The 23,453-nt window shown below is 40.4% G+C and carries 21 protein-coding genes, 1 tRNA gene and 1 pseudogene; 14 read left to right on the top strand and 9 right to left on the bottom strand.

Annotated elements, in window-relative coordinates:
• Nucleotides 1-78: 78 nt before the first annotated feature.
• Both flgP and ACM2FC_RS17725 read right to left on the bottom strand, forming a co-directional pair.
• Nucleotides 79-510: a flagellar assembly lipoprotein FlgP gene (gene flgP, locus ACM2FC_RS17730; protein WP_498482305.1), complete on the bottom strand. Its 432-nt coding sequence runs from the start codon at nt 508-510 to the stop codon at nt 79-81.
• An 11-nt stretch (nt 511-521) separates the two neighbouring features.
• On the bottom strand, nt 522-1,157 hold the full coding sequence (locus ACM2FC_RS17725; protein ID WP_498482304.1) for a FlgO family outer membrane protein: 636 nt from the start codon (nt 1,155-1,157) through the stop codon (nt 522-524).
• Nucleotides 1,158-1,312: 155 nt separating this feature from the next.
• Between ACM2FC_RS17725 and ACM2FC_RS17720 the strand changes: the two genes are divergently transcribed.
• The 6 genes from ACM2FC_RS17720 to ACM2FC_RS17695 all read left to right on the top strand — a co-directional run bounded on the left by ACM2FC_RS17720 (nt 1,313) and on the right by ACM2FC_RS17695 (nt 6,127).
• Entirely contained in the window at nt 1,313-2,446 is a 1,134-nt protein-coding gene (locus tag ACM2FC_RS17720; protein WP_498482303.1) for a flagellar assembly protein FlgT, read from the top strand.
• Nucleotides 2,447-2,499: 53 nt separating this feature from the next.
• Nucleotides 2,500-2,576: transfer RNA gene (locus ACM2FC_RS17715), tRNA-Arg, on the top strand.
• Between the two features lie 220 nt (nt 2,577-2,796).
• Complete coding sequence (locus tag ACM2FC_RS17710; protein WP_498482302.1) at nt 2,797-3,105, top strand: transposase; 309 nt, start codon at nt 2,797-2,799, stop codon at nt 3,103-3,105.
• A gap of 11 nt (nt 3,106-3,116) precedes the next feature.
• Complete coding sequence (locus ACM2FC_RS17705) at nt 3,117-3,293, top strand: hypothetical protein (protein WP_498482301.1); 177 nt, start codon at nt 3,117-3,119, stop codon at nt 3,291-3,293.
• A gap of 143 nt (nt 3,294-3,436) precedes the next feature.
• A complete protein-coding gene (locus ACM2FC_RS17700; RefSeq protein ID WP_498482334.1) occupies nt 3,437-3,943 on the top strand; it encodes an IS3 family transposase in 507 nt (168 codons plus the stop codon).
• 924 nt (nt 3,944-4,867) lie between these two features.
• Entirely contained in the window at nt 4,868-6,127 is a 1,260-nt protein-coding gene (locus ACM2FC_RS17695; RefSeq protein ID WP_498482300.1) for a S53 family peptidase, read from the top strand.
• Nucleotides 6,128-6,314: 187 nt separating this feature from the next.
• Here the strand turns inward: ACM2FC_RS17695 and ACM2FC_RS17690 are convergent, their stop codons facing one another.
• Nucleotides 6,315-6,524, bottom strand: a complete 210-nt coding sequence (locus ACM2FC_RS17690) for a substrate-binding domain-containing protein (protein ID WP_498482299.1) — start codon at nt 6,522-6,524, stop codon at nt 6,315-6,317.
• A gap of 177 nt (nt 6,525-6,701) precedes the next feature.
• Between ACM2FC_RS17690 and ACM2FC_RS17685 the strand changes: the two are divergent.
• Nucleotides 6,702-7,061, top strand: a pseudogene (locus ACM2FC_RS17685) (IS701 family transposase); the annotation flags it as partial.
• Here the strand turns inward: ACM2FC_RS17685 and ACM2FC_RS17680 are convergent.
• Together ACM2FC_RS17680 and ACM2FC_RS17675 are read right to left on the bottom strand one after the other, a co-directional pair.
• Nucleotides 7,009-7,293, bottom strand: a complete 285-nt coding sequence (locus ACM2FC_RS17680; RefSeq protein ID WP_498482336.1) for a hypothetical protein — start codon at nt 7,291-7,293, stop codon at nt 7,009-7,011. The pseudogene ACM2FC_RS17685 and the gene ACM2FC_RS17680 overlap by 53 nt on opposite strands.
• Nucleotides 7,294-7,678: 385 nt before the next feature.
• Nucleotides 7,679-8,275 carry a hypothetical protein gene (locus ACM2FC_RS17675; RefSeq protein WP_498482298.1) on the bottom strand — a complete coding sequence of 199 codons (597 nt, stop codon included), beginning with the start codon at nt 8,273-8,275 and terminating at the stop codon, nt 7,679-7,681.
• Between the two features lie 307 nt (nt 8,276-8,582).
• On the opposite strand from ACM2FC_RS17675, the gene ACM2FC_RS17670 reads away from it, so the two are divergent.
• On the top strand, nt 8,583-9,359 hold the full coding sequence (locus ACM2FC_RS17670; RefSeq protein WP_498482297.1) for a hypothetical protein: 777 nt from the start codon (nt 8,583-8,585) through the stop codon (nt 9,357-9,359).
• Between the two features lie 241 nt (nt 9,360-9,600).
• On the opposite strand, the gene ACM2FC_RS17665 is transcribed toward ACM2FC_RS17670, so the two are convergent.
• Nucleotides 9,601-11,640 (bottom strand): S8 family serine peptidase, encoded by a 2,040-nt coding sequence (locus ACM2FC_RS17665; protein WP_498482296.1) that lies wholly within the window; start codon nt 11,638-11,640, stop codon nt 9,601-9,603.
• Between the two features lie 394 nt (nt 11,641-12,034).
• Between ACM2FC_RS17665 and ACM2FC_RS17660 the strand changes: the two genes are divergently transcribed.
• The 3 genes from ACM2FC_RS17660 (at nt 12,035) to ACM2FC_RS17650 (ending at nt 15,727) form a co-directional block, all read left to right on the top strand.
• Nucleotides 12,035-12,577, top strand: a complete 543-nt coding sequence (locus tag ACM2FC_RS17660; RefSeq protein ID WP_498482295.1) for a YcxB family protein — start codon at nt 12,035-12,037, stop codon at nt 12,575-12,577.
• Between the two features lie 303 nt (nt 12,578-12,880).
• Nucleotides 12,881-13,492, top strand: a complete 612-nt coding sequence (locus ACM2FC_RS17655; RefSeq protein WP_498482294.1) for a hypothetical protein — start codon at nt 12,881-12,883, stop codon at nt 13,490-13,492.
• 282 nt (nt 13,493-13,774) lie between these two features.
• A complete protein-coding gene (locus tag ACM2FC_RS17650) occupies nt 13,775-15,727 on the top strand; it encodes a tetratricopeptide repeat protein (RefSeq protein WP_498482292.1) in 1,953 nt (650 codons plus the stop codon).
• Nucleotides 15,728-15,818: 91 nt separating this feature from the next.
• On the opposite strand, the gene ACM2FC_RS17645 is transcribed toward ACM2FC_RS17650, so the two are convergent.
• Nucleotides 15,819-17,378, bottom strand: coding sequence for a methyl-accepting chemotaxis protein (locus tag ACM2FC_RS17645; protein WP_498482291.1), 1,560 nt, complete (start codon nt 17,376-17,378; stop codon nt 15,819-15,821).
• Between the two features lie 452 nt (nt 17,379-17,830).
• Between ACM2FC_RS17645 and ACM2FC_RS17640 the strand changes: the two genes are divergently transcribed.
• Complete coding sequence (locus tag ACM2FC_RS17640) at nt 17,831-18,619, top strand: substrate-binding periplasmic protein (protein WP_498482290.1); 789 nt, start codon at nt 17,831-17,833, stop codon at nt 18,617-18,619.
• An 824-nt stretch (nt 18,620-19,443) separates the two neighbouring features.
• A complete protein-coding gene (locus tag ACM2FC_RS17635) occupies nt 19,444-20,673 on the top strand; it encodes an aromatic amino acid transport family protein (protein ID WP_498482289.1) in 1,230 nt (409 codons plus the stop codon).
• Nucleotides 20,674-20,728: 55 nt separating this feature from the next.
• On the opposite strand, the gene ACM2FC_RS17630 is transcribed toward ACM2FC_RS17635, so the two are convergent.
• Nucleotides 20,729-21,253 carry a TonB C-terminal domain-containing protein gene (locus ACM2FC_RS17630; protein ID WP_498482288.1) on the bottom strand — a complete coding sequence of 175 codons (525 nt, stop codon included), beginning with the start codon at nt 21,251-21,253 and terminating at the stop codon, nt 20,729-20,731.
• 96 nt (nt 21,254-21,349) lie between these two features.
• Nucleotides 21,350-22,519 carry an MFS transporter gene (locus ACM2FC_RS17625; RefSeq protein WP_498482287.1) on the bottom strand — a complete coding sequence of 390 codons (1,170 nt, stop codon included), beginning with the start codon at nt 22,517-22,519 and terminating at the stop codon, nt 21,350-21,352.
• A gap of 94 nt (nt 22,520-22,613) precedes the next feature.
• On the opposite strand from ACM2FC_RS17625, the gene ACM2FC_RS17620 reads away from it, so the two are divergent.
• Entirely contained in the window at nt 22,614-23,390 is a 777-nt protein-coding gene (locus tag ACM2FC_RS17620; RefSeq protein WP_498482286.1) for an AraC family transcriptional regulator, read from the top strand.
• Nucleotides 23,391-23,453: the final 63 nt, after the last annotated feature.

Raw genomic sequence — 23,453 nt, 5'->3', positions numbered from 1 at the left:
AGGTTGCCGTTTTCTTTACTGCCTAACTCATTTTTGAATCTGACAGATAGAGAATGAAGATAAAATGTTTAGCTGAAGCTAGAATATGGTTTGCTGGCGGTTTTCTGGCACTTGAGTCACTTCGCCATAATCACGCAGCTTATTCATTTTCAAAATGTCTAATCTCAGCTCGGTGACATAGCTGTCCCCTACTTTGTAAGCTCTTACCACTTCCGCACCTCGAATCACACCGTCAACTGCACCAGAGGTTAATTCAGAACCCAAACGCTGATCTTTCAAGTCTGCTCGTCCACTCACCCTCATACCATACACTTGCTCTGCAAGCTCTCGATAAGCATCTATCTTGGACGCTCTCATGGCTCGCACTTGACGCTCTTCAACATTACGCCCTTTCTGCTCGCTGATACTCGCATACCCTACAGCCGTAAGCCAGTTGTCCTTTCGTATCGTCGTCAACGGCTGACAACCAACTAGTGCAAGCATCACTATTACTAAAACAAACTTTTTCATAATGATCCCTCCTATGGACGTAAGATAACCGTATATGGCTGCTTAATTGTTGGATCGGAGCGAATGATGACACCATCTTCAGTTCGCATACTATTCAACGTATCAAGATCTCGGCCAATTCTGTCCGCTGGTAAGAAGCCTTGCGCAGAAGCGACAACAACTCTTGATTGCATACCTACGACGCGAGCGTTTATCAAAACGCCACCTTCTTGACGCAACATGGTTCCAGTTAGCACATATTGAATCTCTTGCTCTTGGGCTAAATCTTTCCAATCTCGGCTAAAAGCAAAGTCACCTTGATTCGTTACTTGAATTGATCCGGTAGTCTTAAAGTCGACAACCTTAAATCCACGCCGTTGGAACTGGTGTATAAATCCATCTGACATGGAGTTACCCAGCCAGTTGGTCGCATCCAAGTTTTGCAAGTCAACAAATGATGTCACAGCAATAGGCGTACGCGCTGAAACACTGGTATTAGATACCATCAAGTCTTCCGTCATACTTTCGACGAAAAAGTCTAAAGTGTGGCGAGGGCTTTCCATCAACATAAATTGCGACCCGCTATAAGGCTCCTTACCGTTATAGATCGGGGCGTAAGCACAAGCAGTCAAAAAGACCACTGATAAGTACGTTAGCCATCTTTTCATTCTCTTCATCTCCAGATTTTCTTAGACACTTTGTTTCAGCTTTCCTTTAGCTGGAACATTAATTGCTTCTATATTTACTGTTACGTTTATAAAAGCTGTGTCTAGAGCCACTGAGATAACTAAAGCAAAAACTATACCCAACTGGATATGATGCGATGAAAAAGTTTCTATTTATCTTAATTTCAATTTGTTACTCACTTGTACACACCACTTCGGTACAAGCAAATTGGTATGAGGTAACCGGCACATCCACTGTTGTTTCTTCCAACGAGATGGCAAAGCTGCATGCTCTAGAAGATGCGATATACCGAGCGGTCAGTTTTTCTGGCGCGGACATCGGCAGCATCAGCAACATTAGGCCCTTGTTACATGCCGATAAGAAGGAATATCAGTTCGCCAACAGCGAGATCCGCTATATTTTGGTCGACCGCTATATCGCCAGCAACAATATTATGTATGCCTCCATCCGGATAGATATCTACCCATCGGCAACAGGTTGCCATGTCGAACAATACAAAAAGACCACACTACTTAGCAATATTGATGTCATTTCTCCACAACAAGCGGTAATGGGACAGATCTACTCCGTTGGCGATGATTTCACCAAAATCATTAACAACCAAATTAATGACCAATCCGTTAGTTTTGTGTCCGTTGGCACCACCGACTTTGCCATTAGTAAAAGTGACCCAACAAGAATTCAAATGATTTCGCAAGACACTGGTGCGCAATATCTAATTAGTGGCGAAATCACCGATCTCACTGCAACCGTAGAAAAGAAACTGATTAAAGATGACATCATTAACCGCCAGTTTGCCGTCGATATCCAAGTCTATGACGGCAAAACTGGCCATGAGGTGATGAGTAAAAAATACCGCGAAGTTGCCATGTGGCCGTTTGCCAAAACCAGCCAAGTAGATACGAAAAGCGCTAGATTCTGGGCATCAACATACGGTGAAATGTTAATCCGTGTAAGTCGCAACATTATGTTGGATATGGAGGCGGAACTGGCTTGTAAAATCACTCTGCCAGAAGTTGTGGCCAAGTTCGGCAACAAAATCACGATAGATTTAGGACGTATCCACGGCGTTCAAACTGGCGACAAGTTAAACTTATGGCATACCAGCTCATTTATCGATCAGAACGGTTTACCACGTACAAAAGTGTCTCAAACCGATATCACTTTGACAGTATCAAGAGTGTATGACAAAGGCGCAGAAGTGACTGTCGATCAACAAGATATGGCAACAAGCGTTCAAATCGGTGACGTAATGAACAAACAGCTTTAAAAGCTCAAATTGAAGGTTAACATCCTGCAAGATTTGAGTATCATATGAGGCACGCTCCCGTGGCACAGCTGGATAGCGCAGCCCCCTCCTAAGGGGCAGGTCATAGGTTCGAATCCTATCGGGAGCGCCATATTTATCAAGGTCTTAGCTATTTTTTAGCTAAGGCCTTTTTCGTTAATGTCCACATTTTGACCACAACTTTCAATTCTATGTAGCAAATATGTAGCAGTCCTTACCTTCAATCACCAACCGAACTTTGCTAGGATTGCCTCCTACCTTAAGATGTAACGGTATGATTTAACTAGAGACTTCGTTAGAGGTAAAATTAGACGAACTAACGAGGTCAAAAAATGCCAAAGAAAATGCTAACCGCAGAATTTAAACGTGAATGTGCAGAGCTAGTCATTATTCACGGTTACAAACACAAAGATGCTGCCGCAGCAATGAGTGTCGGACTTTCATCCATTCAACGATGGGTGAGTCAGTACCGTAAAGAACTCAATGGTGTCACACCTAAAGCCAGCGCATTAACGCCAGAGCAGCTCCGTATTCAAGAGCTAGAAAAACAAGTTAAGCAATTTCAAAGCGACAATCAGCTATTAAAAAAAGCTTCAGCCTTATTCGCATTAGAAATGACCAACGGCAACAAATCGCGGTAAGGCTGAATAAAATGGGTCATCATGTGACCCAAGTGTGTCGTTGTTTATCCATTGCTGCTAGTACATTTTATTATCGAGCTAAACCGAGGCCTATTTGCCCTGAGCGTGTAAAGCTTGATGCTGCTATGAAGCAAATCCATATTGATATGGATGCCACATATGGCAAAGTTCGTATGCATGGTGAATGACGAGCACTAGGCTTTAATGTCGGTATGCACCTTGTCCGTACTTCGATGAAACGATTAGGGTTAGTAGCAAAACGACCCAAACAGCATAAGTATCCGGCTAGTGGTAAACCGTCAGCGATTGCGCTGAATCACTTAAATCGTCAATTCAACCCACAAACCTAAACAGGCTGTGGTCTGGCGATATTACTTATATCCGAACGCAACAAGGCTGGCTATATCTCGCAGTGATAATGGATTTATGCTCTCGAAAAGTGATTAGCTGGGCGTTCTCAGATAAGCCCAACAGCGAACTAACGACAAGGGCCTTGAGATTGGCGGTCAATAAACGGCAACCTACTAATGGAGTATTATTTCATTCAGATCAGGGAGTGCAATATACGTGTGAAGCATTTCAGCACTCACTGAAAAAGCATGGCTTAATCTCAAGTATGAGTCGAGCAGGAAATTGTTTAGACAATGCTGTAACCGAAAGGTTTTTCCGTAGCTTAAAATCAGAGCGGATTAGTTATCGTTGTTATCAAACAAGGCGTGAAGCGATGGCTGATATTATTGACTATATCGAGCCGTTTTATAACCAAAAGCGACAACATTATAAATTAGGAAATATCTCACCAGTAGAGTATGAAATGAAATTGAGAAAAAGTGCCTAAAGAAGTCTCCAAGTTTACTTGACCGTTACATTTTTGCTTGGGATGCACACTTCGTCATACGTTAGTGGTACATCATAACGCTATGCGCAATATGCCCGAATTAATATAGCGGCCTGATACCGCTGGTTGCTTTCTAGGACTGCGAACTATTGGGTTCTTCCTTTGATAAAATTGTGAATGAAATGTCCATTTTTGTTTAATTATAAGAATTTCTTCTTATAAAAATATTACCTAATTTACATATTTTATTCTTATGCATAATTCATTCCGCTCCAAATTAATTATTTGTTAGTTTTGTTATTAAATTTCAAAGCGAAAAGTCAAAATAATTATTTTTATAGTGTTTTATACTAAAATTTTGACGTTTTTGTCCATTTATTCAGTTTTATTTTATTTTATGCTAACAAAAGTATAACTGATATTTATATAATCATTTTTTTGGAAAATTAGTATGCGATATTGTATGGCTATTTTATGAATATTTTTTGTTTTTAATTTGTTCTATTTCGTTAAGAAATATTAACTTAATCTTATTTTTTATGGGATGCATATTATTTGTTAATGTCTTTTCATAGGAATGATTACTCTTGCAGTATAATATATGTTAAATAAAAACTTCATTCAATGTTGATCAATATATTTCTTGGCGATAGCATCTTTTTGAACCAAAAATATTTCATATGTTAACACTTATTCTATTTATCACTCAGGATATAGACATCCAATACGAGTGGACGATGGATTCGTTCGGAGATCAAATAAATGCGCCGTTCTTCATCTATGAATTAATTAAAAATATCAAACTTTAACATCATGGTTACTTGCATAAAAATTCTAAAGTTTAGCTTTTTAATTCTATTTTCCTGCTATTCTAGTGAGTTTTTATTTGGAAGTATACTATATTAGTCAGTCAGGAGTATATAAATGAGAAAGTCACCGATTACTGTCAGTATTGGTATTGCGTTAACTGTCGCATGCTTTAATACATATGCTGCAGATCAAACAACATCGCAATCGAAATCACAATCGGATCAACAATCGTTATTTGCTTATGGTACCTATAAAGAAGTAGATGGCCTGCGTGTGTTTAGCCCAAGCACTAACGAAAGTCAGGTTCCGCCTAAGGCATTAACAGCCAGCAATGCCCCAGCTGAACAAATGGCACACACAAACACCTTATATGTTGCTCCTTTAGTAGGTGCCAATACTTCTACTCCACAAGGAGTTAGTCCTAGTAGGCTTCGTACTGTATATCAAATAAACTCTCCGAGTGGAGCGGGGAAGACAATAGCCATCGTTGACGCTTATGACGACGTTAACGCGGCTGGTAAATTAAGTCATTATTCACAAACGTTTGATCTACCAGCAGCAGACTTTCAAGTAGTGTATGCATCAGGCTATAAACCTCAGGCAAATGCAGGCTGGGCGGGTGAGGCAGACCTTGATGTTCAAATGGCGCATGCCATGGCACCTGACGCCAAGATTATTTTAGTTGAGGCGGCTTCGGCTAGCTTCAAAGATATGTTTGATGCTGTTCAACTTGCAACGCAGTATGTAGAGAAAACAGGTGGTGTTGTGTCTATGAGTTGGAGCGGCTCTGATTCTTATAGTGATACAAGTAATGATAGCTACTTTGATAATCCAGCTATTTATGTAGCGTCTACTGGAGATGATGGTGGCCAATCTGGCTATCCAGCAACGTCACCAAATGTTATTGCGGCTGGTGGTACCAGAATCCAGTCAGACAATAGCCAAATAGCGTGGAGTTTCAGTGCGTCCTCTAATTGGGGGGGCAATGGTGGAACCAGCTCTTATGAGTACGAGCCTTCTTATCAGAAAAATAATCAATATGCGGATGCTATTGTCAATGGCATGCGAGGCACACCTGACTTGTCTGCGGATGCCGATCCAGCAAGTGGTGTTTCGGTATACACGAGCAGTGGCTGGCAGGTAGTTGGTGGTACCAGCGCCGCAGCGCCAATACTGGCAGGTATCATTGCGAATGCAAATGTGCCTTCGAGCCTAACATCTTTCCAAATGCTTGATAGAATATATAGTGCTCCTGAATCCCGTTGGTACGATGTTACCTCTGGAACCAACAAACTAGGTGATAAAGCGTCAGCACATTATGACTTAGTTACGGGCCTTGGTGCGCCATTGGGTGTTAAAGGTTTTGAAGGTTAATGCTTAACAGATTAATATAGCGTTAACTAACTGCACTTTAATTGGCTTATAAATGCCCAACCATCTACCTTTTATATTCTTAGATCGGTTGGGTATTTTTATTTTTAAAGTGCTAGCTCAAGCAGCGTACAGAACTTCTATCAATTATCGTCGGTATATTAGTTTTAATCGGCGAGTCGGGCACCACTTACCGACGCGTTGCATCACGCGCCATGGCATTGATAGGAAAATGGAGGCTGGTTAATTTGGGTGTAACAAAGTTAGCTCTTTCACCGCTGTCATAACAAATCACCGAGATATCATCAGGTACGCGCAAACCATGCTCTGATATGGCGAGTAGTGCGCCAACGGCCATTTCTGCGTTGAAACAATGTATAGCCGTTGCTTTCGACTTCAATATTTGACAAGTGAGTTGATAACAACTGGGCAAATCATATTCACCCTCTAAACAATGAGTCGGTATCAAACCTTCATGGAGACCTATACTCTTAGGACTTACGCATTGTCAGCGTGCTTAAAATTTGATATCAGATAGAATGGCTATTTTTAGGTATAGAGCAAATTTAAGTCGAAAATGAGAAGTACTACTCGTCCAACTACAGCTCGATGCACCCTTCCTAAATACATGGGATTTTTGATTAGTGAACCCAAATCACCAACATGCACTAGGTTTGAAGAAGTGACCGGTGGTTCCCATGATAGTGTTAATCGATTTCTTCATCGTGAGAGCTATCAACCCAAAGATTTATTCGACGAGGCCGCTCAGCATTTATGTCTGCTTGGTGGAACTCTAAGCATTGATGACAGTGTCCTTGATAAACCTTACAACCACTATATCGAGCTAGTGAGTTATTACTGGTCAGGTAAACATCATAAGACAGTTAAGGGTCTAAACCTGATAAGCCTTTATTATACCGACCCTTATGGGTTCTCCAATCAGTTTGAGTAAAGTTTGTTACAATAACCATAACTGGAGTAGCGTATCGTGTTACCCAAATACCCAGCTCATGTTCGGCGATCCTTTTTATCTCAGAAACTAATTCCTGTTCATAAACATGAATTTCTAACATAGCAAAGCCTTGACCTGTGAATACAGGGCTGTAAACAACAAAATAGCCTTGCCTCTTTTCTTCGATATCTTCGTACTTAATCCAACTTTCTTTCATATGTTTTTATTTTCGCGCAACTAACGCTTTCTATACAGCGATAGGCCGTATTTATACGTTGATTTATGCCTATTTAATCTTTCATAGTCAACATAAAATCAAAGAGTTAAAGCGATTTTTTGAATATTAAACGGCAACATGTAGCTTAATGTGAGGAACTGAATTTAACGTCACTTAAAATGAAACAACTTGAAATTTTAGGAAATACAAAAACTCAGGACTCATAAGGGGCAGGTCATAGGTTCGAATCCTATCGGGAGCGCCATATTTATCAAGGCCTTAGCTAAAAATTAGCTAAGGCCTTTTTTCGTTAGTGTCCACATTGGAGCACAACCCTATAACCATCCTTTAATATTGCACCAAGTTCATTGCATAGCTATAACCCCTACTGATTTATAATTTCCCAATTTAAAGCTTTGGATGTCATTTGACTTTTGCCGCTATTATTCGTTTCTTGCTCGTAAAATTGCCAAGAGTTATTTTCAGATACACCAATGATTGTTTTTGTGAAGCCTTTTTGCGATTTCACTTCTATCACACCATCAACCAGTTGGGATATTAAATTGGTGTGTGCGATGTTACCCAATATCGGTTGTGTTATATCTAAGATTGAGTTGAGGCATGCATATCCTGTTTGAAATGGCTGAAGATGTACCATTGAGTATTTGTTTCCTTTTTTCACAATGCTCAAATAGCACCCGGTTAAAGGAGGAGTGATCCAAATATCCGCAATACCGGGAGTAAAGGCTTTGGTCCGTTCTGTTTTATCGTCATACCCTTTTCGCATAGGTGTTGTGATCGTTTTTATTTTTCCCCCCTTCAGTAAACAGAAATTCGGATCCTTATGCGTTCCGCCTTTGGTTAATTTGAGATTTTCAATTTTCGATTCAATGGGATGATATGAACTAAATAAATTGATGCATTTATTTGTGCTTAAAAATTTCAATGGATTGGACTTCAATTCTTTCAATACATTACACATGATGTCTTACCTCACTAGCCTGCTACTTTTTTGTTTAAAGTCTGTTGTTGTGTACATAATAAAAACAAATAAGCAACAATACACATATTCACCATAAAAATTGCATTGCATTTGTAATCAAATTGGAACTTGTGTCCTAGCTAAAGGCAATTTGTATTATTACTGTCACTGACAAAGTGTGAACTAACTAAATCGGAATTCCTTCATACTAAGCAGTTGAGTTCATCTCAAGGAAACAAGACTGGACTTGAACAGTACATTGTTCACGAGTAGAGTGTCGCGCTTGTCTCTCCACTCATTAAGCTCAATGATCAAGCTAATTCACAAGCCAAGCCTTACCAAAACTGCGCTACCATTACTATTTTTATTGCTCTCACCAATGGCTTCAGCAAATATTTCACAACATCAAGCAGATACCCTTCTACAAATGGCTGGTGTAACGCAAATCTATCCTAAGTTTTCGCAAAACTTAACTTCCAACGTTGAGCACTCAAAGTTTCTAAACGCTTATGCGACACCAAAAATCATCGACCAACTTGTTGAGAACGCGCATACCTATTTCAACCCAGCTCTGTTTGAGAAGAGTACGGTGTCTTCGGTCCAAAAAGGATTGAGTGAACACGATTATCAAACATTAATGGCTTGGTATAATTCAAGTCTCGGAAAAAAAGTGACCAACTATGAGATCACACGTGGAACGCCTTTGCAGGTTGAAAAAGAAATCTCAGAAACTAAGCAGCTACAAGAAACATCTAGCTTCAAACGAATCCAGCTATTAGCCAAACTCGATACGTTGTCGAAAACTTCTGAGTTTTTGCTTGAGACATTTAAGTTTACAATTACGGATGATTGGACAGCACAAGCTAAGCTTCTTCATACCTATAACCAGAGATCGAAATCGCTGTTTGAGCATAACTATCTATCGGTTATTCTTGATCAAGATAAGTATATGTTCCGAAGGCTTACGCTCGATAAAAACCTATACAAATACCAAAAGCTAAGTGATGCTTCTATTAAGAAATATCTTCATTTTCTGGCGTCCCCTGAGTGTCAAAAGTTCATCACCTCATCGGAGATGGCTTGACAAACACTGCAAAGCCTGGCGCTAAACTATATAGCCAAGAATACGCAAAATTGGTATTTGGCGATCACCATAAAACAAGCTGAAGCAGAACATACGTATTGGCGGCTATTATTAAGCACAAGCAGGCTAAGCTTGATGCGTTAGAGTTTTATAAACAATCTCAATAAAAAAACGAGTAGCCGGCAAAGCCAGAGTAGCCCGATCAGCCACCTAACTTTGCCTGCGACTATAAACCGAAGAACTAGTCCAAACTTAGCTCTGAAAGTGACTCACTCGATGCTAAAGCGATAGGTTCAGACTTTGCTCCTTCAATCTCACCTTGCGTCGTCACAACAACATGTATTTTACCAGAGTAGTTTTGAGGCACCGATACCTGTAGGACGTTGTCGATCTTGGAGTCATCTATAGTCGATTCATACACTAACCCGCTTTCATCAATGAATTCTTCACCATTGGCATCAAGCAGCTGAATGGAGAGTGGTGTCAACGCATAGCTACTGAAACGATCCCCACCTTTCTTCTTGAAAAACGTTCCTCTACGTTGCCAAACCAAGGTTAATTTCTGATTCGGCTGTGCCTCTCCCACTAACTCCCAACGCGTTTTCCTATTGGTTAATTTCGCTGAATAGAGAAAGTCTTTTTGTTGAAAGGCGTTGTCTAGGTTCATGTACCCCCAACCATAAATAGCATTCCACTCGCTTGCCCTAGTCGATGGTCCATGAGCTGCCATGTTTGTTGGATCATCCTTATCATAACTCCATGCATCAGCACTGTTAATTAGTAACGCTTTTATGGCATTTGGATCTTCAATACCAGCACTTTGAGCTAATGCTATAGCTCCGGTTACATGAGGTGTCGCTGCAGACGTTCCACCCATCAGCCGAGTTTGCCCCCACTCGCTAGGCCGATAGAGCACACTAGTCGAATAAGGTTTAAAGTACACATTGTTTTCAGTAGCATAAACCTCTTCCGTCGGCGCTATCGTACGAGTATCGTTTCCGGGAGCGGATAGGTCGGGTTTACGTCTTCCATCTAAAGTCGGGCCATGTAAGCTTGACGCTTTTATTACGTGCAATTTCCTTGAACTTTGCCTAACTAGAGGGGGATCGGATTCTGGATTTTTTTCCACAGTTAGGTTCATGTTCGCAACCGTTATCCCATTGTAGTTATCTCCTGGAGAGGTCATAGGGAAAGAATCTGGGCTAGAACTTGAGCTGTTCCCTGCGGACTTGGTATATAAAATGCCATACTTCTCCGCAATTAAATCAAAAATACGTGCTGTAGGGCTGTAATCAGAGGCAAGTCTGCCATGACCGAAGCTGTAGTTGATAATAGTCGGCTTGGGGTGGTGAGAAGATTGGCTGGATAACTGCCAATTTGAGGAATATTCCTCCAAGGTTTGATAGCATCTATTTAATGCAAATGATCCTAGGTTTTTTCCGCGAAACATCCAAGAGAGGCTAGTAAACGTTTTGCAGATAGCTTCCCTATCTGTTTCAGAGCCAAGCCCAGTATCCCCTGCAAAGCTCACTAACGCTTTCTCTATACCTGGAGCCATTCCCGGTAAATAAATGGCGGAGTTTAAATCACCCAGAATAATCCCAGCAACACCTGTTCCATGAGCCGTTCTTACGTCGTTGTAATATAGGCCTGATTCTGGGTGCTTGGTATTCACGTAAAACCGAACCTTTTCAAGACCGTCCATTTCAGTTGCTACGCCACTATCAAGAATTCCTACTATGGCCCCTTTACCTTTGTAACCATTTTCCCACCAGCTTTCGGCTTGCCTATCATCAATAAAATTAGACCCGCTATCATCTTGATATAAAAATTGCCGGCTGAATTGTGGATACTGATTTTGAGGCTTGCTGACTTCAAATTCTTCACTACCTCCTAGAATAGGAGCGATATACGCTATATGATCTAGCGCTGACAGTGAGTTCAAGTTCTGTGAGTTCACTGGGAGCTCAGCCAAAATCACATTATTGTATTGTGCGACAAAGCTTCCACCAAGCTCTGCCAGACCACTTGCAATAGACTCTGAGTTTTGGACCTCAGTACCTTCAGAAAGAAAAATCAATACTGTTTCTCTCTGGGTGCTTGGTATTTCTGCAGTAAGAGTTTGCGGGTCCGTTTGAGCGATATTTATTAATCGTTGATCAACTATAGTAGAGCCAATATATTCATCTGCTAGCACCTTGTTTGCGGTTGAAAAATTGCTAGCCAAAACAAACAATATCACCGATTTATATTTTACAACTTTCCGTAAATTGGTATTCATAAGTTCCCTTTACTGAAAAATAAAACTGTTTCCATACAAACAGTTAACAATAAATCCAGCCGAGTTTACTAGGAAAAAACACCCCGTCAAGAATTAGACTTTCCCTTAAATCAATATTCATTTACAGGGTTATTTTTGAGAGTTTTAGAAAAATTAATTAAATATAAAATAAGTGAAGAGCTGTAATTTATTAAGGCTAACAGCACTGCGAAACCACTATGATTATCCTGCTTTATTTTTATCTCTCTAATCTAGGTGTCACTTTCAGGTACGTAAATCCCTTAACCAGCCTAGCAACCTACATCTCTTTCTTAAAACAATGATTTTTTGTTAAAGTAGAGCCTCATCACAAATCCACCTCCACCAGTTGGAAAGGTGACATGGGACAGTAAAGATGCATGAAGAAAACACCATTGTATGTAAGTTCAAACTTTCCAAGCGTGATGTAATCAACGCAGCGCAATATCATTCATTGTTGTTTAATCGCTCCCGCTCATTTAGAAAGTACACGATGATATTAATGGTGATAGTCGCAGGGCTTTGTATTTACTATAAAGTGAACGAAAGTATTAGCTATGCGCTTGTATTTATAACCATCATGACTGGGTATCTATCGAATAGTGCCGAGTACTATTTTATTGCTCCATTCAAAGCTCAGCGTCTCCTTAAAGAAGGAAGAGTAGACATGAGTGGAACCGAAGTCACGATTCAGGAAAGTGGTATCAGTGTAAAAAATGACTCAGGTACTAAACACTTTAACTGGGATGGCATACATCATTGGCACTGGGGACAAGCGGCATTCTTAATCTATATCGAAAGTCACGACTACATAGTGTTACCCACTCATGCCGTACCAGACGAAAATCGATTTACCACACTGCTACGAAAACACGTTGGCCAAGGCAGCAAATCTGCTTGGGATCCAATAAAAAAATAAGCATTAAATATATCGCTACCAATAAATCTATTGCTTATACACACCACCTATAAAGTGTCTCTGACAAAAAGCTTAGAGCACCATACCCACTAGTAAATGTGACATTGGGCGAGAGACTCTGCATTTTTGCTGTCTCACCTATTTTTAAAGCTCTTAACTTTATAAAAACTGCCACTAAGAAAACACATAAAACCTACTAATTATTAGTCGGTTAAATAACTTTATAGCTATAAAATATAACGCCCATACTATATATGTATTGCCAATACCTTAAATGTAATAGATACAGCAAAGGAAAAGGCAATGGCAGTAGGAGACAATTCGAAAAATAAAAACTCAAATGGAAGCTACAAGGGTATTCAGCTGACGACAGGAGGAGAATTCAGTTATTCAGCAAGCAATGAGCTAGGTATTATTACGGGTAGCAAAAACACCTTTGTTGCGGGCAACTACCTTTCAACCGATGGGCCTTTTACCAACAAGCTGCACGGTGGTGAATACATTCAGTATTATCCAGGAGTAAAAACGGACATCGTCTACTGGGCAGAAAAAGTGACATGGAACAGCTCACTCATCACTTGGGCTAAAGACCACTTTTACATGAATAAAATTGAAACGGTACAAAAACAAATAAAAACAAGCCAAGAAGATTTAGTCGTTGCGCAAAATAAATTGGATCTCGCTCAGAACGGAATGGTCACATACAACAGCCTTGCGGAAGCCATTGGTGATGTGCAAGCCCGAAAAGTAGCGACAACATTAGCTGAACAAAACATCAATATAACCAAAGATAAGGTCACTGTGAAAACGGAGGAACTCAAAAAGAACATCTCGAAAGGCCAACTTGACCAAGGGTCGTCCAAATTAAACAAAAGCAAAATCAATTTAGATGATTCGGATCTAATGATATTTTAGGGAAAAGAGTGCATCAGCCCTATTGGTGCATTCCATCACCATTAAATCAAGGGTATAAAGCCATTTCATCAACACTGAGAATGCAAGTAACACAAATCAATAACCATTAAATATGAGCCGTCACTCCACGTAGGCAAAAAAGCGTTGCTACATAAGAAAAGCGACTAGATCTGCAATAATTATTTGTTACTATTCTTGCAATAGCTCTTATTATCCTTTCCAGCTATAGAAAAGGCTAAATAAAAGACCAATCTATCTTCAGCACTAATCGCTAGGTTCAGAATGAAACGAAAACTTCTTGTCGTTGCACTATCAATGTGTTTCCTTGACGCTTGTTCCTCTCTCTCTCAAAACTCCTGTCAAACCGACATTCTGATAAACCATGCGAAATCTGGTGACGCTTCCAGTCAAGCGAAATTAGGCAATCACTACTACAGTAGGCAAGAATTCAGCCAAGCAAAGTTTTGGTATGAAAAAGCAGCGCAGCAAGGCAACGCTCACGCTGAGGAAGGATTAGGAAACCTGTATTACTACGGTGATGGGGTCAAACAAAACTATCGCCTATCTGCAAAGTGGTACGAAAAATCGGCCAAGCGAGGTAACACTCAAGCTCAAATAGTGTTAGCGCATCAATATATCTCTGGCGAAGGGACGCCAATCAACTACGCAAAAGCCTATCACTGGTATTTGGAATCAGCGAAACATGGCCATGCTATCGGCCAATACAATATCGGCGTTATGTATGAAAATGGCGAGTACGTAGAGCAAAACAATGACTTGGCATTTACGTGGTATTTGAAGTCTGCGTCAAACGGAAATGCTGATGCAGAAAACAGCCTAGGGCTGATGTATCTATATGGAAAAGGTAGAACACCTGACTATTCCAAGGCTTTGTCTTGGTTCGAGAAATCCGCCACGCAAGGTAACCAATATGCGGAAAACCACCTCGGCAATATGTATAAGTTGGGCAGAGGTGTGACTCAAAGCGATAAGCTGGCTTTAGATTGGTATAAAAAGAGTGCCGCGTTGGGTAACGCTCGCGCTGAGTACAGTCTAGGCAATTTCTATCGAGATGGCCTCGTTGTTCCACAAAATTATAAAACAGCAGCGAGCTGGTACAATAAGTCAGCCCTTCACGGCAATGTGGACGCCATGCTACAGGAAGCGAAGTTGTATCAATACGGCCTCGGTGTTAGCAAAAACGAGAATACGGCGACAGGTTTATACGTGTTAGCCGCAATGCATGGAAGTCGATATGCTGAGTTACAAGTCGGCTGGGCTTACGACAAGGGAATTGGCTTCACTCAAAACAAAAAACAAGCGTTTATTTGGTATAGCTTAGCCGCGCAACATGGCAACTCCAATGCTCAAAATAACCTAGGCTGGTTTTACCAACATGGCATCAATGTTAAACAGAATTATACTAAAGCACTTTATTGGTATCAACAAGCCGCTGAGACCAATTTGCCTACGGCTGAAACCAACCTAGCGAGTATGTATTACCTCGGTCAAGGAGCTGAGAGAAATTACAACAAAGCGTTCAAACTATACTCTAAAGCCGCGCAAGCGAACTACGTAGAAGCACAGAATCATTTAGGTGATATGTACCGAAAAGGGGTAGGCATAAAAACAAACTATGACGAAGCGATGCACTGGTACTTTAAAGCAGCAAATCAGCCAAAACCTTCTCCTTACGCAGAATATCAGATGGGTCGAATGTACCAAAAAGGCCTAGGGGTCGAGCAAAGCAATCAGATTGCATTTAAGTGGTATAGAAAATCAGCAAACAATGGCTTTGCTGACGCTCAATATCAGCTAGCTAACATGTATCGACAAGGTATCGGTGTAAAGAAAGACTTCAGCAGTGCCTTTCATTGGTATCAGCTATCAACACAACAAAACAACTACGCTGCGCAAGTTCAATTAGGGAATATGTATCGCTATGGGCTGGGAGTTGAAACAAACCCAAGCGCCGCCATTGCCGATTATCAATCTGCGGCAATTAATGGCAATGTAGACGCCGCGATCGATTTGTCGGAGATGTATATCAACCCTCCAGCTATGGTCGATAAAGATTATGTTAAGGCTTACGCTTGGTTAGAAGTTGCTGCGAAACAAGGCAGTATTATCGCCAAAGAAAAGAAGCTTTTCTGGCAACCACAATTAACCCAAACACAGCTAAGCAAGGCAAACTCCTACGCGGAATCAATCGAAAGAGCTTTATCACGCTCATAATGGCTAATATCAAGAAAAATAGCGGCATTTTGCCGCTATTTTAAAGCTGTCACTATCTCATAAAGCTCACTGTTTCAAACTATTTTCAAACTCAAATCGCTTCGTGCAAGTTGTAGCTTGCCAAATGCTGACTGGTATCATGAGCTCTGGAATGTAATTCCGTGCTGCTCGTTGAAATCTCAGTGGTCTCATTCACTAAACTATCAATTTGTTGATCAATCAAAGAGAGGTTATACAACAAGGACTTCATAGCGTCGCTTTGCGATACCGATGAGTCGACAATACCGTGGTTCACTTCATCAGCTTTGGAAATATCTTCGAGTGCCGTCTCAATATCAGCAACTGACTCCTCAATCGATTCAACGCAGTGCTTACTTGCACTCAACCCTTCATCAGTAAAGCTTATCAATTGCTCTGAGACTGCTGTTAAGTCTGACAATATACTTTCTACTTGGTCAGTCGACGTTGAGGTTTTCTCTGCAAGCCCACGAACTTCATCGGCAACGACGGCGAAGCCACGTCCGTTTTCTCCCGCACGGGCGGCTTCGATGGCAGCATTCAATGCCAGTAAGTTAGTCTGCTCGGCGATATTACGAATAATGCCTAAAATCTCACTCACTTTATGCACCTGATTACTCAACTCAGTTGCAGATTCTGACGTTGATTGGCTCTTTTCAGACAGCAACTTAATGTCACGCATGGCCTTAGATAGCCTTTTTTGCCCGTTATTCGCACTTTCTACTGCTTTGGTTAACGTACTCGAAGAGTGGTTAGCGTTTTCTTTCACAGACTCAACCGATTCCTTGGTCTGCTCACCGATTAACACTGTCTCTTTAATATCACTACGCTGCGAGCTCACTTTCGATGTCAAAGACTCTATGTGATTTTCCAAGTTGTCAGCAATGCCTGTGACTGCCATGGAACCTTTATGTATCGGGTTAAGGGTCTGCTCAATTTTACTAATGAACATATTGATGTGCTCAGCAAGTTTACCCAATTCATCTTCTCTCTTGAGATGGATTCTCTTTTTCAAATCACATTCACCCGATCCTAGCTCTTCACATAAAGATGATAAGTTATTTAACGGTTGAACCAGCACTTTACGTAAAATGATTAATAGCACTGCGATAGACAGTGCAATACAGGCAAAGCCAAGCATAAAGGATTGCTGCCCTAGAGACTGGCTCAGCATGTGAAGGTCTTTAAAATGCCAGTAGGAAACCGCAAAACCAGTCAATGTTTTCTTTTTTCCGGAGTAAATGGGAACTGCGTAAACAAAATTATCGCGGTCATCTAGCAAGACTTGAGCATCAGACCACTTAAATTGATTCAGTTCTGTTCGACTGCTTGTTTTATCGGTAGAGAATAGTAATGACTTGTCTGGTAAATAAATGTCAAAGCGAGTTAAGTTGCCCTCACTAGCCTTGGAAGCAACAGACACTCTTTCATCAATACTACTTTGCTTTTTAAAGCGAACAGCACTACCTAATTGCTCACTAACAGATTGTGTTGCTTGCTCAAATGACTTTTTACTCAGCTGATGGATCGCATTAGTACTACTCACCCAAATGCTGTAAGAAATCGCAGTGATAGCTACTAGCATCAGCACCGATGAACTGATGATGACAAGTTTGTTTATTGTTAAACGCATATAAGTCCTATCTCACTAAAAATTCGGTACAACATTTATGGTTGTTTTGTACCTATCAACTATTATTTATCTAAGTAATTAGTAAATAAATCATGCTGTTTCAACATAGAAGATGGGAGTTTTTGCTAATGTATTAACTTTGAGATTTTAGAGTAATTACTAGGCAAGAGACTTCATCTAAATAAATAGTGGGGAAGGAAAGTGAACAAGCTGCTCATTTTTCTATTACTTTTATCTTTCTTTTTTGCCTGTGTCGGTATTGTTTACACTGACAGGCACACTATTGAGGGACATAGCAAAAATACGACACTAGAAGATAAGTAAGATGACATCCACTTGAGTTGGGCAATAAATTCACCTCAAAATATTAAAACGGCTTTAAGCATTTAAGTCCCTCTCTATCCTAATTTGACTACACTTTAGAGTATCCACTCACTGGTTTACTTCTTAATATGAAACGAAACTTGCTTTTTATTCTGACCTTAGGCTTCTTTTCCTTTACTAGCTACGCTGAAGATATTGATGAACATACCCCAGTAAGAATTTGCATGGGTAACGGAGGGGAATGGATACCATACGGCATGTGGGAGCGTAAAGATGGCGTGGTAATAAAAGATAAATTTGTTGGCTTAGTCCCTGATGCTGTAGAGGCAATATTTGATAAAATTCCTTACCAATATGAATATTCTTACATGCCTTGGAAGAGGGTAATGAAGAATATGAAATCAAATGAGGCGGCGTGCGAAGTTGCTTTATCCGTCAGTTATAAACCTGAGCGCTCTGAATTTGTTTATTATACCTTCCCTTTCTACAAGGTTAGTATCGGTTACTTTTACTCAAAACGTTTTAGTAGCACCTCTCCTAAGTTAGACCAACTTAAAGACAATGAGGCCTGTGGGATACTTGGCTACAACTACTATAGTTACAACTACAATCAGCACATTAAGAAGTTTGAAAATGCGGTTAAGACACTCCAAATGGTGAAGAAAAACCGGTGCAAGGTGTTTCTGAGTGAAATTGAACCTATTCTTTTTGGCATGTTGAAAGGCTATTACGACAACTCTCCTGAACTATCATACGTCGTGGTGAGTGAAAAAGTGTTTCATATAGCTATTAACAAGAAAAGTCCTCGCGCCAAAGACTTACTCTCAGATATAAATCAAACCCTTATTGACTTTCACTATATGGGGCAAATGGATGAAATAAAGAAGCGCTACTTGGGTGAGTTTCATCAGCCATAATAACTGACTGATAGTAGATTCAATCATAGAAACAGCGAAATTCTAACCACTTAATCTGCCGGCTCATATTGTTATATAATGTTTGAGCAAAGAACGTAGTATCGCAGCAAATATGCATGCTCGACATATTTATTCTTTGCATGCTTTCAGAGTGGCGGTTAATTACTCTTCTTGAGCAATCAGCAAAGATAACACTGAAACGATGTTAGTGGTTTTCTTTTAACCGAATACAAAACAGCACGCATAATGAAGAGGTTGTAAAGTGTGATCCAGACGGAACCTCTTATATACCTACAATTAAATAAAATATAAAACTGTGCGGCAATAACTTGATATTCTGATATTTTTTCGCCTCGACTTTACTATCTCACTATTCGGTATAATCATAATTGACTACGGTTAGCGAATACTCAAGAGAATATGCATTCTTGCCTATGGCATTTTCAACAATGCTATTAAATTCTTAATAACCTTAGAACTCATTTTTGTCGATTGCTGTACGGTTAAAAATATTACAAACTCGCGCCCCGAGGTGCTTCGTCACGATAAAATGTTGGAAAGATGCAATTAAAAATTAACCAAAAGCAATCTTTCAGAAAAAACGAACTGATTTCATTAACAAGCCAAAAGTTCTATTTTTTAGACACTTACTGAAAATCACTTAGTTTAACATTCTAATTTTACTCACTGATTTACATATTCTTGTTGCTTTTTTATTTCAAGTTCCTCATCGAGCAAGATAAGCAACGGGAAAATATTTTCGTGTAAAAGTGAATCAGTTATTGCTGCACCTCACTATAACGTTCAACATCAGGAGTAACTTAATGAATTCAAACGCATCAAATCCTCCCTCATTTGGCAAAATATTTTCGTCTTCACTACTAGTATTTGGCAATGTATTGGGTGTTGGCGTTTTAGCCCTCCCTATAACGGCTGGATTAGGAGGGTTTGTTCCTGCCTTAATTGGAATTGTCGGAATTTGGTTTGTCATGCTTTTTGCTGCATGGATAATCGCCTCTCGCATCGATCCGACGAAGAAGAATTTTGACTTACCTTCATTCTACGGCCAAGAGTTAGGGCAATCCGGCAAATGGATAGCGATAATATGCAACTTAATTATCCTTTACGGAGTATTGGTCGCTTACTTGAGCGGAATATCTTCAATGATAACTTCGCTATTTCCTGCCCTAGCACACCATGAAACACTGATTACCTTAATCTATTTTTGTATTACCACTGCACTCATTATCTTTGGACTAAAAGCCTTAAGAAGTGGAATGGTATTTTTGGTTGCAGCGACATGGATTTGTTTTATTTTGATGGTCGCTACTGGCTTTAGTCACTTTAACCCACAAAATTTAACCTTCACCAGCTGGAAATACGTGCCAATTGTATTGCCTATCGCCGTTTCAGCATTCCACTTTCATAACATCATTCCAACTGTTTCTAAATCATTAAACCACAACCAATCCGCGACTCGAAAATCGATCCTACTCGGTGTATTTATGGGGTTGGTGATCAATATGGTGTGGGTTTTAGTTGTGCTCGGTACTCTACCTGAGAATGGTGCGGGCGTTCACTCAATTGTTTATGCGAACTGGCATGGACTTACTGCGAACGTGCCGATGTCAGAAATACTAAATAGCAAAGTCTTTTTATATTCAGGCCTATGTTTTGGGCTTCTTGCGGTAACCTCTTCATTTATGACAAATGGAGCGGGCCTATTTGGCTTTATCCAAGACCTAACAACTAACTATTTGAATACCGAAAATAAGTTATTGGTTGGCGCTTTATCATTTTTACCGCCTCTAATCGTAACACTTATCTACCCAAGGCTATTTCTGGCGGCGTTGTCCATTGTAGGTGGCGTTGGAGAAGATATTCTTTTCGCAGTATTGCCAGCCATTGTTTTGATTAAGCTCACTCGCAGTACCAATCGTCAATATCAGGCTGTAGGCTACGTCATGCTGATTGCTGGCTTATTTATTTGCCCATTTGTTATTGGACAAAAAGTTGGCCTCATTCACCTACTCCCACCGGCAGTTGTAAGCTAATTCATATCATCTCCAACAGCTCTAAAAATATGAGCTGTTGGAGGCTTCTTAAATGTTATTTCTCTGGTTTTACCGTCAAATCAATTTCTTTTAGATAGTGATACTGGCTATCACTGAGTGGTGCAATATCTGAGATTGGAAAGCTTTTAAATACCGCTATTTTTACTCGATTATCAAACTCTGGGCTTCCACTGCTTTTCACAATTTTTACCGACGTTAACTGTGTTTCCTGATCAAGATGTAGTTGTACTTCTGTACTAAGCTTTCCAACTGCGCCATTGGGTACGTACATATTCTTTTCAATACGCTCTAAAATTGTATTAGCTGCACTTTGTACTGGCTCTGGTAGGCCATTGTTTTTCTGTTTGCGTGCAGGAGTGACGGCCTTAACGGGAACCACTTTTTCGACGGTAGCTTCGGGCTTGTTAGTTTGCTTCGCCGTTTGATGATGGGCGCAGCCACTTAGCAATAAGGGAAGTGTGATAAGCAGTGAATAAACAACTCGCTGACGCTGAGAACATAACTTCTCTCGCTCTTTAGCCAGCAAGTGAAAAAAATTGAAGTGTGGTTTTACATCCATAGGCTTCTCGGGTCAACATGTGCTTGTCACCTAGCCTATCGATAAATTAGGGCTAGTCAAGCTAGCCCTAAAACGTGTTTCTATCGCTCACTGCTTTTAAGAAGCAGTAAGAACGGACTCATAACCTTTAACTGGTGCTTTTGGTACTAGCGTCGCAAGGCATAGAGAAATCACTGCCATTCCTGCTCCGATATAAAAAACCCATGAAGGATTAATCATCCAAACCATACCTAACAATACTGGCAGAACGACTGCAGCGATATGGTTGATGGTGAATGACACTCCCGCTGTTGACGCAATATCCTCGGGATCCGCAATTTTCTGAAAATACGTTTTTGTGGCGATAGCCATTGCGAAGAATAGGTTGTCTGTAACATATAGGCCCGACGCCACCCAATGATTGTTGATTGCTGCATACGATACAAACACACAAATCAAGCCAACATATTCGATAAGCAAAATATTGCGCTCACCGATATTCGCTACCAACTTACCAATTTTAGGTGCAAGCCACATCGTGGCGAGTTGGTTAACGATAAATAGTAGCGCCATGTTCTCTACGGTAAAGCCGTATTTATCTACCATCAAGAACCCTGCAAATACCACAAATATCTGACGGCGAGCACCAGCCATAAAGACTAAGGCATAGTACAACCAGTATCTTTTTCTCAGCACTAAGTGTCTATGTTGTTTAGATTTTTTCGGCAGCACTGGAAAGTGAACAAACATGTACAGAGCTATCAAGCAACCCACTACGCCACCAATAAGATAAACATACTCAAATGATATTTTAAATAGATCCATTGCAACCCAAATACAGGCAAAAGTCGCGAGTGCTACCATCGCACCGCGACTGATCAAGGCGCCCATATATTTTGGCGCTTCGTCCTTACCTAACCATTGAATTTGCAATGAAGTATTCATGGTTTCGTAGTAGTGAAACCCAACGGACATTATAATTGTCGTCGCATATAAGCCGTAAGTTGAAGGGAAAAAACCAGTTAAGGCAACACCTATAGAAAGTACAGCCAACGCTAATACGGCTAAGTATTGCTCCTTAATAAGCAACAATAAAAACACAGCCCCGAAGGCCAGAAATCCTGGCACCTCTCTCAACGACTGCAGTAGACCAATTTGAGTACCTGCGAAATTGGCTTCATCAACACTGAAGTTATTCAGCAGTACTCGCCACACAGAAAACGTTACCGCTGCGCATATCGCGCTCAGTAATAAAAACTGCTTAGGCTTATTAATGTTATCCGACATCATATCTCCAATAACTACAATTGAAATGACACGGACATATTCTATAGATAAAATGGATGTCTTAATTTATCAATACTGACACATTATTTAGCCAATGCGCCAATTTGTAGAAAAAGAACAATTGTTCCGGCCAATTGAAGCCATCACTGATGAAAGAGCTGCAAACTCTGTTGGTGTTGCTCACTCCCATGAATGGTGTCAGCTACAGTATGCCACTCAAGGGGTCATCAATGTAAAAGCTGGAAACCACAGCTTTATCATTCCTCCTCAGCGCGCGGTTTGGATTCCAACAGGCATCGTTCATCAAGTCAATAATATCGCCCCAGCCAGCTATCGAAGCTTTCATATTGATAGCAAGTTAGGTGAAAAAATTGGTAACGAAGTTAAAGTCATCCAAGTCTCACCTTTTTTAAAAGAACTTATTCATCGAGGCTGCAGTGCTTGGCAGGATAAATACCAGATGAACGACGTGAATTCAGCTCTAATGACCATCCTGATTGAAGAAATCTATCAAGCACCAATTAGCCCACTGCACCTCCCTTGGCCAACAGATCCAAGGCTTAAAAAAGTCTGTGAAATTCTCCACAATAACCCTAGCGATAATAGAAACCTTTCCGATTTAGCCAAATATTCTGGTGCCTCTGTTCGAACCTTAAATCGACTTTTTTCCAAAGAGTGCCAACTCAGCTTTACTGAATGGAGGCAAAAACTCAGAATATTAACGGCACTTGAACACCTACAAAATAACCGTTCGATAACCGACATTGCTTTAGAGTTGGGGTATGAATCAAGCTCGGCTTTTATCACTGTATTTAAAAAGCACCTTAATTCTTCTCCCAAAGCCTATATTCGAAATTTAGTTCAGATGTAATTTGGGGTTAATACTGGTTTTTATAAAATTTGGCTAAATATTATCGTGCTAATACCCATTTTC

The sequence above is a fragment of the Vibrio sp. A37 genome (assembly GCF_059777565.1).
Note: the sequence above shows the minus strand (reverse complement) of the source record. Positions and strands in the feature narration are given on the sequence as shown.